The 8442-nt window shown below is 68.0% G+C and carries 8 protein-coding genes and 1 riboswitch; of the genes, 5 read left to right on the top strand and 3 right to left on the bottom strand.

What is annotated here, in order from left to right:
* The 3 genes from JOZ79_RS01310 to fdxA form a co-directional block, all read left to right on the top strand.
* On the top strand, positions 1-2250 hold a 2250-nt coding region (locus JOZ79_RS01310), incomplete at its 5' end, for a helicase-related protein (RefSeq protein WP_294069515.1).
* A gap of 2 nt (positions 2251-2252) precedes the next feature.
* On the top strand, positions 2253-2525 hold the full coding sequence (locus JOZ79_RS01305; protein ID WP_294069512.1) for an RNA-binding S4 domain-containing protein: 273 nt from the start codon (positions 2253-2255) through the stop codon (positions 2523-2525).
* A gap of 27 nt (positions 2526-2552) precedes the next feature.
* Complete coding sequence (gene fdxA / locus JOZ79_RS01300) at positions 2553-2891, top strand: ferredoxin FdxA (RefSeq protein ID WP_294069509.1); 339 nt, start codon at positions 2553-2555, stop codon at positions 2889-2891.
* A 12-nt stretch (positions 2892-2903) separates the two neighbouring features.
* Here the strand turns inward: fdxA and JOZ79_RS01295 are convergent, their stop codons facing one another.
* The 3 genes from JOZ79_RS01295 to cysD all read right to left on the bottom strand — a co-directional run bounded on the left by JOZ79_RS01295 (position 2904) and on the right by cysD (position 6532).
* A complete protein-coding gene (locus tag JOZ79_RS01295) occupies positions 2904-3713 on the bottom strand; it encodes a MipA/OmpV family protein (RefSeq protein ID WP_294069507.1) in 810 nt (269 codons plus the stop codon).
* A 69-nt stretch (positions 3714-3782) separates the two neighbouring features.
* Positions 3783-5633, bottom strand: a complete 1851-nt coding sequence (gene cysN / locus JOZ79_RS01290) for a sulfate adenylyltransferase subunit CysN (RefSeq protein WP_294069504.1) — start codon at positions 5631-5633, stop codon at positions 3783-3785.
* On the bottom strand, positions 5630-6532 hold the full coding sequence (gene cysD, locus JOZ79_RS01285) for a sulfate adenylyltransferase subunit CysD (protein ID WP_294069501.1): 903 nt from the start codon (positions 6530-6532) through the stop codon (positions 5630-5632). The genes cysN and cysD overlap by 4 nt, the downstream gene beginning before the upstream one ends.
* 140 nt (positions 6533-6672) lie before the next feature.
* Here cysD and JOZ79_RS01280 point away from each other — a divergent pair, with 140 nt between their 5' ends.
* Entirely contained in the window at positions 6673-7197 is a 525-nt protein-coding gene (locus tag JOZ79_RS01280) for an EF-hand domain-containing protein (protein WP_294069498.1), read from the top strand.
* A 43-nt stretch (positions 7198-7240) separates the two neighbouring features.
* A riboswitch (TPP riboswitch) is annotated at positions 7241-7346 on the top strand.
* Positions 7337-8442, top strand: a 1106-nt coding sequence (locus JOZ79_RS01275) for a phosphomethylpyrimidine synthase ThiC (protein ID WP_294069495.1), incomplete at its 3' end; no start/stop codon positions are given. It overlaps the preceding riboswitch by 10 nt.

The raw sequence follows: 8442 nt of genomic DNA, 5'->3' as shown, positions 1-8442 counted from the left end.
GAACCGGATGAGCAGGGCGAGCTGCAGCGTGACTTCGCCTTTGCCGCGATCGATGAAGCGCAGCTTGGAATCGATCCCGAACGGGGGCATGTCTTCACCGACCGAATGCTTCGCGCGCGCGGACGCGAAGAAACCCTCATTCTCGGCTCGGAAACGTTGAAGCCGATCGTGCGCGAGTTGCTGCCGCAAGCCGAAATCGTCAGTCGCCCGCGCTTCTCAACCTTGCGCTACGCGGGCAACGTCAAGCTGTCCCGCCTTCCGCCACGCTCTGCGGTCGTCGCCTTCTCCGCCGAGCAGGTCTATGCGCTCGCCGAAATGCTGCGCCGCTTCCGGGGCGGCGCCGCGGTTGTCATGGGCGCGCTTTCGCCCGCCACCCGCAACGCTCAGGTCGCGATGTTCCAGCGCGGCGAGGTCGATTACCTGGTCGCCACCGACGCCATCGGCATGGGCCTCAACATGGACGTCGCGCACGTCGCCTTCGCCGGCCTCGAGAAGTTCGACGGCCGTCGCGAGCGCCGCCTGTCCATTGCGGAAATGGCGCAGATCGCCGGCCGCGCCGGCCGCCACCAGCGTGACGGCACCTTCGGCGCCCTCGGCCTCGGCAGCGCCAACGCCGAGTTCACCGACGAGGAAATCACGGCGATCGAGGAGCACCGCTTTCGCCCGCTCGACTCCGTTTACTGGCGCAACGCCGATCTCGACTTCACCGACGTCCGCGCACTGATCGCCAGCCTCGAGCGCAAGAGCGACGACCCGCTCCTGCGCGCCGCCCCGAACGCTATCGATCTCGCCGTCCTCAAGCTCATTGCCGAGGATCCCTCCATTGCGGGCCGCCGCGGCGTCCATGCGCGCCGCTTGTGGGCAGTCTGCGGCCTTCCCGATTTTCGCAAGGTCGGGCCGATGCACCACGCGCGCATGGTCCGCCGCCTGTTCAGCTACATCGGCGAGGGCGGCCACGTGCCGCACGAATGGTTCGCCGCCGAGGTCGCTCGGCTCGACAATGTCGCCGGCGATATCGAAGCCCTCGCGGACCGCCTCGCCGGTGTCCGAAGCTGGGCCTATATCGCCCATCGCTCCGACTGGCTGAGGGAGCCGGCGAAGTGGGCGGACCGCACCCGCGAGGTCGAATCGCGGCTTAGCGACGCGCTCCACTCGGCGCTGACCCAGCGTTTCGTCGACCGCCGCACCGCCGTCCTCGTCCGCGACATCGGCTCGCGCGGGGCGGATGCCTTGCCGGTCACCGTCGCTGCCGACGGCGAGGTCAGTGTCGGGCCGGAACCGATCGGCCACCTCGCCGGCTTCGACTTCCGCGTCGATCCCAATGCCCGCCTCGCCGACAAGCGCCTGCTCCTGGCAGCGGCCGAGCGCCGCCTCGGCGAAGAGCTCGACCGCCGCGCCGCGACCCTGGTCGAGGCGCCGGACACGATTTTCTCCCTCATCGCCGACGACAAGGGCGGCCTGGCCGTCGGGTGGGAGGGCCAGGTCCTCGCCCGACTGGCGCCCGGTCGCTCTCTTCTGGAGCCCGCGATCCGCACTGCCCGCCCTCTCGACCGTCTCTCCGCGCAGAGCCGCGCCGCCCTGCGCGAACGCCTCGAGCGCTGGTTGGACGCCCAGGTCGACGCCAACCTCCGTCCGCTGAAGCGCCTCGCCGCTGCAGCCACCGACCCGGCAAGCTCGCCCGGCGTCCGCGCCGTCGCGGCGATGCTTGCGGATGCCGGCGGAGCCCTGCCGCGCAAGGCGATGCTCGGCCCGATCTCCCACCTCGAGCAGGTGGATCGCCAGGCGCTCCACGCGCTTCGCATCCGTCTCGGTCCGCTCGACGTCTTCCTTCAAGCGCTGCTCAAGCCCGCCGCGCAGCAATGGCGCGCCGCACTGCTCGCGGTCCGCTCCGGCCAGCCGATGCCCGCCCTCCCCGCCGCCGGGGCCGCAATGCTCGGTCCCGAAGCCGACCCGCGCGGCGCTCCACTCGCCTATCGCCGGCTCGGCCGCCGCTGGATCCGCATCGACCTCGCCGACCGCCTCGCCAGCCACGCCCGCAAGGTGCGCTCCGCCGGCGGCGATGATCCCGTGGACGCCGAGCTCGCAACCTCCGTCGGCCTGGACGAGGACGCCATCGCGGCTCTCATGTCGGAAGTCGGCTTCACCCGCGCCGGCGACGCCTGGAAATGGCGCGGCCGCCGCCACGAACGGCCCCGCCCGCCCTCTCGCAAGTCCCACGCTTTCTCCGAGCTGGCCAAGCTCAAGCGCTAGGGATGCGCGTCGACCGCTATCTCCACTGCATCCGGCTGGTGAGGAGCCGCACCCTCGCCCAGTCGCTGATCGCCGAGGGCCGGGTCCGCGTCGACGGCAAGCGCATCGAAAAGCCGAGCGAGGAGGTCCGCGTCGGCTCCGTCATCGCTTTGCCGCTCCACGACCGCGTCCGGATCCTGCGGGTCCTTGCCTTGCCTCACCGCCGCGGCCCGGCGAGCGAAGCGCGCGCCTGCTACGAAGAGCTGGGAATTGACGGCGCTGGCGGCGCGACATAGCAGCCACCCAAACGGAGCGAAGATCACATGACCTATGTCGTCACCGACGCCTGCATCCGCTGCAAGTACATGGACTGCGTCGAGGTCTGCCCCGTCGACTGCTTCTACGAAGGCGAGACGATGCTCGTCATCAACCCGAATGAATGCATCGACTGCGGCGTGTGCGAGCCGGAATGCCCGGCCGAGGCGATCCTTCCCGATACCGAGAGCGGGCAGGAAAAATGGCTTGAGCTCAATTCCACCTTCTCCGCGCAATGGCCGAACATCACCCGCAAGAAGGACAGCCCGGCCGACGCCGATGAGCACAAGGGCGAAGAAGGCAAGTACGACAAATATTTCACGTCGGACGCCGGCGCCGGCGACTGACCGCGCTGCGGACTACCGCATCGTGAAGGTGTAGTTCACGCCAAGGCCACCCGACAGCTGGTTGCGTGAACCGTAATCGCGCACGATCGGCGACCTGGCCGCATCCCCGACCAGCCGCTCGTAGCGCGCATAGCCGAACAGGCCCCAGCGGCTGTCGAGCGCATAGGTGATCCCGCTTGCGACGCCCACGGCATGCACGCCACCGCCGGGATCATGCACCGGCAGGCCGGAAGCGAGGGACGCCGCCGGGCTGACCCCGAAATAGGCGCGCTGGTATCGCGCATCGGAAAACAGGACCCGCGGCCCGATCGAAAACACGTAGCGGTCGCCGTCGCGCCAGATCTTGTCCGCGCTGACTTCGCCGACCAGCCCGTCATGCCCGTTGATGCCCTTGCGCAGCTCCGCGCGCAGCCGCCAGGAATCGCCCGCCTGGTACTGCGCAAAACCGCCGACCTCGACGGTTCGCGATACATTGCCGACGAGGGCGCCGACGTCGGACTCCTTGCGGCGGCCCGTCAGGTTGACGACTGGCCCCACGGAGAAGCCGCCGCTCGACGCCAGCTCGAATCCTGGGCTCTGGTCCGGCGCGGTGAACGCGAACTCGTGCCCATGGCGTGCGATGTTGACGTGGAACAGCGGGCCGACGCTGGTTCCGTCCGCGCCCACATATCGGGGCTGCAGCTGCGCCCCGATCCCGACCCGCACTCGCGTCGCGTCGCTGTCCGCCGCAGTGGCAGGCGGCGCGGGGTACTGGACATCCTGCGCGGCGGCGGCGCTCCAGGCGGGAAGGACGGCGGCAGCGGCGATCAGGAGGTGTCTCATGACTGCCGTAACCGCTTGCGGCCGGGTTTAGTTGCACACCCGTATCGGCCCGGCTCTCACCGGTACGGATCAGCGTCGATCGATGATTTTCCCGACGATCAGGTCCGCCGCGTCCTCCGCGCTCATCGCCATCGTGTCGATTCGGATTTCGGGCGTCTCGGGCGCCTCGTACGGGCTGTCGATGCCGGTGAAATTGGCGATCTCACCCGCGCGCGCCTTGGCATAGAGGCCCTTGACGTCGCGCTTCTCCGCGTCGGTGAGCGGCGTGTCGATGAAGATTTCGATGAACTCGCCCTCCGGCATCATCTTGCGGACCATCTCGCGCTCGGCGCGGAACGGCGAGATGAAGGCGGTCAGGACGATCAGCCCCGCGTCGGTCATCAGGCGAGCGACCTCGCCGACGCGGCGGATGTTCTCGATCCGGTCGGTCTCGGTAAAGCCGAGGTCGCGGTTGAGGCCGTGGCGGACATTGTCGCCGTCGAGCAGGAAGGTGTGCCGCCCGCGCGCGCACAATTTCTTCTCGACGAGGTTGGCAATGGTCGACTTGCCGGCGCCCGAAAGGCCGGTGAACCACAGCACCGCCGGCTTCTGGCCCTTCAGCGAGGCGTGGCTCTCGCGGCTCACGTCGAGATGCTGGCGATGGACGTTCAGCGACCGCCTCAGCGCGAAGTGGAGCATCCCGCAGGCGACCGTCGCATTGCTCATCCGGTCGATGAGGATGAAGCTGCCGAGCACTCGGTTGGGGCTCGACCCTTCCGCGTCATAGGGCTCGAACACCATCTCGCGATCCGTCGCGATCTCCGCGACAGCGATCGAGTTGAGCTGCAGCGTCGGCGCCGCAAGGTGCTCGAGCGTGTTGACGTTGATCTCGTACTTGGGCTGCTGGACCGTCGCCGCGACCGTCTGCGTGCCAAGTTTCAGCCAGTAGCTCCGGCCGGGAACGAGCTCCTCGTCCGCCATCCACACGACCGTCGCTTCGAACTGGTCGGCGGCCTGGGGCGGCACACCGGCAGCGGCGATGACGTCGCCGCGCGAGCAGTCGAGTTCCTCGGTGAAGGTCAGGGTCAGCGACTGGCCGGCGACCGCCTCGTCGCGATCCCCTTCGGCGGTGACGATCCGCGCGATCCGCGTCGTTCGCCCGGACGGCAGCAGCCGCACCTCTGCACCAGCGGCGATGCGGCCGGAGCAGACCTGACCCGCAAAGCCGCGAAAATCGCGGTTCGGTCGATTGACCCACTGCACCGGCATCCGGAACGGCTTCTCGGCGTCCGCGACCGCGTCCACCGGCACCGTCTCGAGCCATTCGAGCAGGGTCGGCCCCGGGTACCAGGGCATTGCTTCGCCGCGGCGGGCGACATTCTCGCCGGTCACTCCGGACAACGGGATGGGATGCCACTGGTCGATGCCGATCTCGGCGGCAAAGGTCCGGTAATCGCTGCAGATCGCCTCGAAGGCCGCTTCGTCGAAATCGACGAGGTCCATCTTGGTCACGGCCAGCGCGATCTGCCGGACTCCCATCAGCTTGGCGATGAAGCTGTGCCGCCGCGTCTGGGTCAGCACGCCCTTGCGGGCATCGATCAGCACCACCGCCGCGTCCGCGGTCGAGGCGCCGGTGACCATGTTGCGCGTATATTGTTCATGTCCCGGCGCGTCGCCGACGATGAAGCTGCGCTGCGGAGTCGAGAAATAGCGGTAGGAAACGTCGATGGTGATGCCCTGCTCGCGCTCGGCGGCAAGCCCGTCGACGAGCAGCGCGAGGTCCAGCGCCGCCCCTTGGGTCCCATGCTTGCGGCTGTCGGCCTCGAGAGCCTCGAGCTGGTCCGACGGCACCTGCTTGGTGTCGTAGAGCAATCGTCCGATCAGCGTCGACTTGCCGTCGTCGACGCTGCCGCAGGTGATGAAGCGAAGAAGGTCGCTCAAAAGTAGCCCTCCTGCTTCTTGCGTTCCATGGCTGTGCTGCCGCCCTCGCGGTCGATCGCCCGGCCCTGCCGCTCGGAAGCCTTCGATTCCATCATTTCGGCGATCACCTCGTCGAGGGTTGTCGCACTGCTCTCGATCGCCCCCGACAGCGGATAGCAGCCCAGCGTCCGGAACCGGACCGTGCGCATCTGCACCGTCTCGCCCTCGGCGAGCCGCATCCGCTCGTCGTCCACCATCAGGATCAGGCCGTCGCGCTCGACGGTCGGCCGCTCGGCCGCGAAGTAGAGCGGCACCAGGTCGATCTTCTCGCGGGCAATATATTGCCAGACGTCGAGCTCGGTCCAGTTGGACAGCGGGAACACCCGCATGCTCTCGCCCTGCGCGACCCGCGCATTGTAGAGCGCCCACAGCTCCGGCCGCTGGCGCTTCGGGTCCCAGCGGTGGTTTCGGTCGCGGAAGCTGAAGATGCGTTCCTTGGCGCGGCTTTTCTCCTCGTCGCGCCGGGCGCCGCCGAAGGCCGCGTCGAACTGGTAATGGTCGAGCGCCTGCCGAAGGCCCTGCGTCTTCCACATGTCGGTGTGGAGAGGGCCGTGGTCGAAGGGGTTGATGTCCTGCGCCTGCGCCTCGGGGTTGCGCCAGATGAGCAGTTCGGTGCCCTCATGCGCGGCGACCGCGTCGCGATTGGCGTACATGTCCCTGAACTTCCACGTCGTATCGACATGAAGCAGCGGGAACGGCAGCGGGCCGGGATAGAAGGCCTTGCGCGCAAGGTGCAGCATGACGGCGCTGTCCTTGCCCATCGAATAAAGCATCACGGGCCGCGACGTCTCGGCGACGGTCTCGCGAATGATGTGGATGCTCTCGGCCTCGACCCGGTCGAGATGGCTAAGTGGTTGCATTGCGGCTATTCGCATAGCCGCTCAGCGCCCGAGCGCAAGCGAGTCCGCCCGCCGGGTTCATGGCGTAGCAATGTGGGACAGCGAACAAGGCGCCGGAATCATCGGGGCCAGGGGGCGCCCGCCTTACAGGAGAACCATCAATGACGATTATCAATCTGCGCCGGCTTGCCGGCATCGGCGGCGTACTTTCCGTCGCCACCGCTTCGGCGGCATTCGCCCAGGCCGCCGCGCCGACCGCCGCTGCTCCGGCGGCGCCGCAGCAGGTCACCCGCGCCCAGGTTTCGCAGCAGCTCGACACCGAGTTCAAGGACCTCGACGCGAACCATGACGGCAAGCTGTCCAAGGCCGAGGTCCAGGCCGCAATGACCCGCCGGGTGACCGAGGCCCAGACCGAAATGAACCAGCAGTTGAAGACCGTGTTCGACAAGATCGACACCAACCACAACGGCTCGATCAGCCTCGCCGAGTTCCAGGCGCAGCAGAAGCTGTCGGTCGATCCGGCCAAGGTCGACGCCCGTGTCGCCCAGCTCGACACTAACCATGACGGCGTCATCTCCGCCGAGGAATATCGCAACGGCACCCTCGTCCAGTTCGACGCGGCCGACACCAACCACGATGGCGTCGTCTCGGCTGCCGAGGCCCAGGCGGCCGGCCAGGGCCGCTAAGGCCTCGCTTTCGCTGGCGCGGGGCTCGCCTCGCGCCTAAGGCCTTGTCTTCCCGGGGAGCCCGATTGGGCTGAGAGTCGGTATTCGGCCGAGACCCGTTGAACCTGATCCGGCTGACACCGGCGTAGGGAGGCAAGACATGGCAGACGTTCCCGCTCGCACCGAGCTTTATCCGCCCCGGAACGGGGAGGGGAACCATGCGCAGCATGGTGGAGGGGCCGCAGCGCAGCTGCGCGTGACCACCGGTCCGATCCGCGGATCGCGCAAGATTCACGTCGGCGATTTGAAGGTCGCAATGCGCGCCGTCGACCTCGAGCCGTCGTCGGGCGAGCCGCCCGTCATCCTCTACGACACCAGCGGCCCCTACACCGACCCTGCCACCCGCATCGACATAATGGCCGGCCTGCCCGAGCTTCGCCGCGACTGGATCCGCGCCCGCGGCGATGTCGAGGAAGTGCAGCAGCGCGAGACCCGCCCCGAGGACAACGGCCAGCTTGGCCCGGATCGGTCCGGCGGCGTCCAGCCCTTCCCCAATGTCCGCAAGAAGGTGCTCCGCGCCAAGCCCGGCGCCAACGTCACGCAGATGCATTACGCCCGCCGCGGCATCGTCACGCCCGAGATGGAGTACGTTGCCGCCCGCGAAAACCTCGGCCGGGAAGCCGCGCTCAATGCGCAGCGCGACGGCGAAAGCTTCGGCGCTGCAATCCCCGACTTCGTCACCCCCGAGTTCGTCCGTGAGGAGATCGCCCGCGGCCGCGCCATCATCCCCAACAACATCAACCACCCCGAGTCCGAGCCGATGGCGATCGGCCGCAACTTCCTGGTCAAGATCAACGCCAATATCGGCAACAGCGCCGTCGCTTCCGACGTCGCGTCCGAAGTCGACAAGATGGTGTGGGCGATCCGCTGGGGCGCCGATACGGTCATGGACCTTTCGACCGGCCGCAACATCCACGACACGCGCGAATGGATCGTCCGCAACTCGCCCGTGCCGATCGGCACCGTCCCCATCTACCAGGCGCTGGAGAAGGTCGGCGGCATCGCCGAGGACCTGACCTGGGACGTCTATCGCGACACGCTCATCGAGCAGGCCGAGCAGGGCGTCGACTATTTCACCATCCACGCCGGCGTTCGCCTGCCCTACGTCCCGCTCGCCGCCAACCGCGTCACCGGAATCGTCAGCCGCGGCGGCTCGATCATGGCCAAATGGTGCCTCGCCCACCACCGCGAGAGCTTCCTCTACGA

The organism is Sphingomonas sp. (genome assembly GCF_019242355.1).
Lineage (GTDB): Bacteria > Pseudomonadota > Alphaproteobacteria > Sphingomonadales > Sphingomonadaceae > Sphingomicrobium.
Note: the sequence above shows the minus strand (reverse complement) of the source record. Positions and strands in the feature narration are given on the sequence as shown.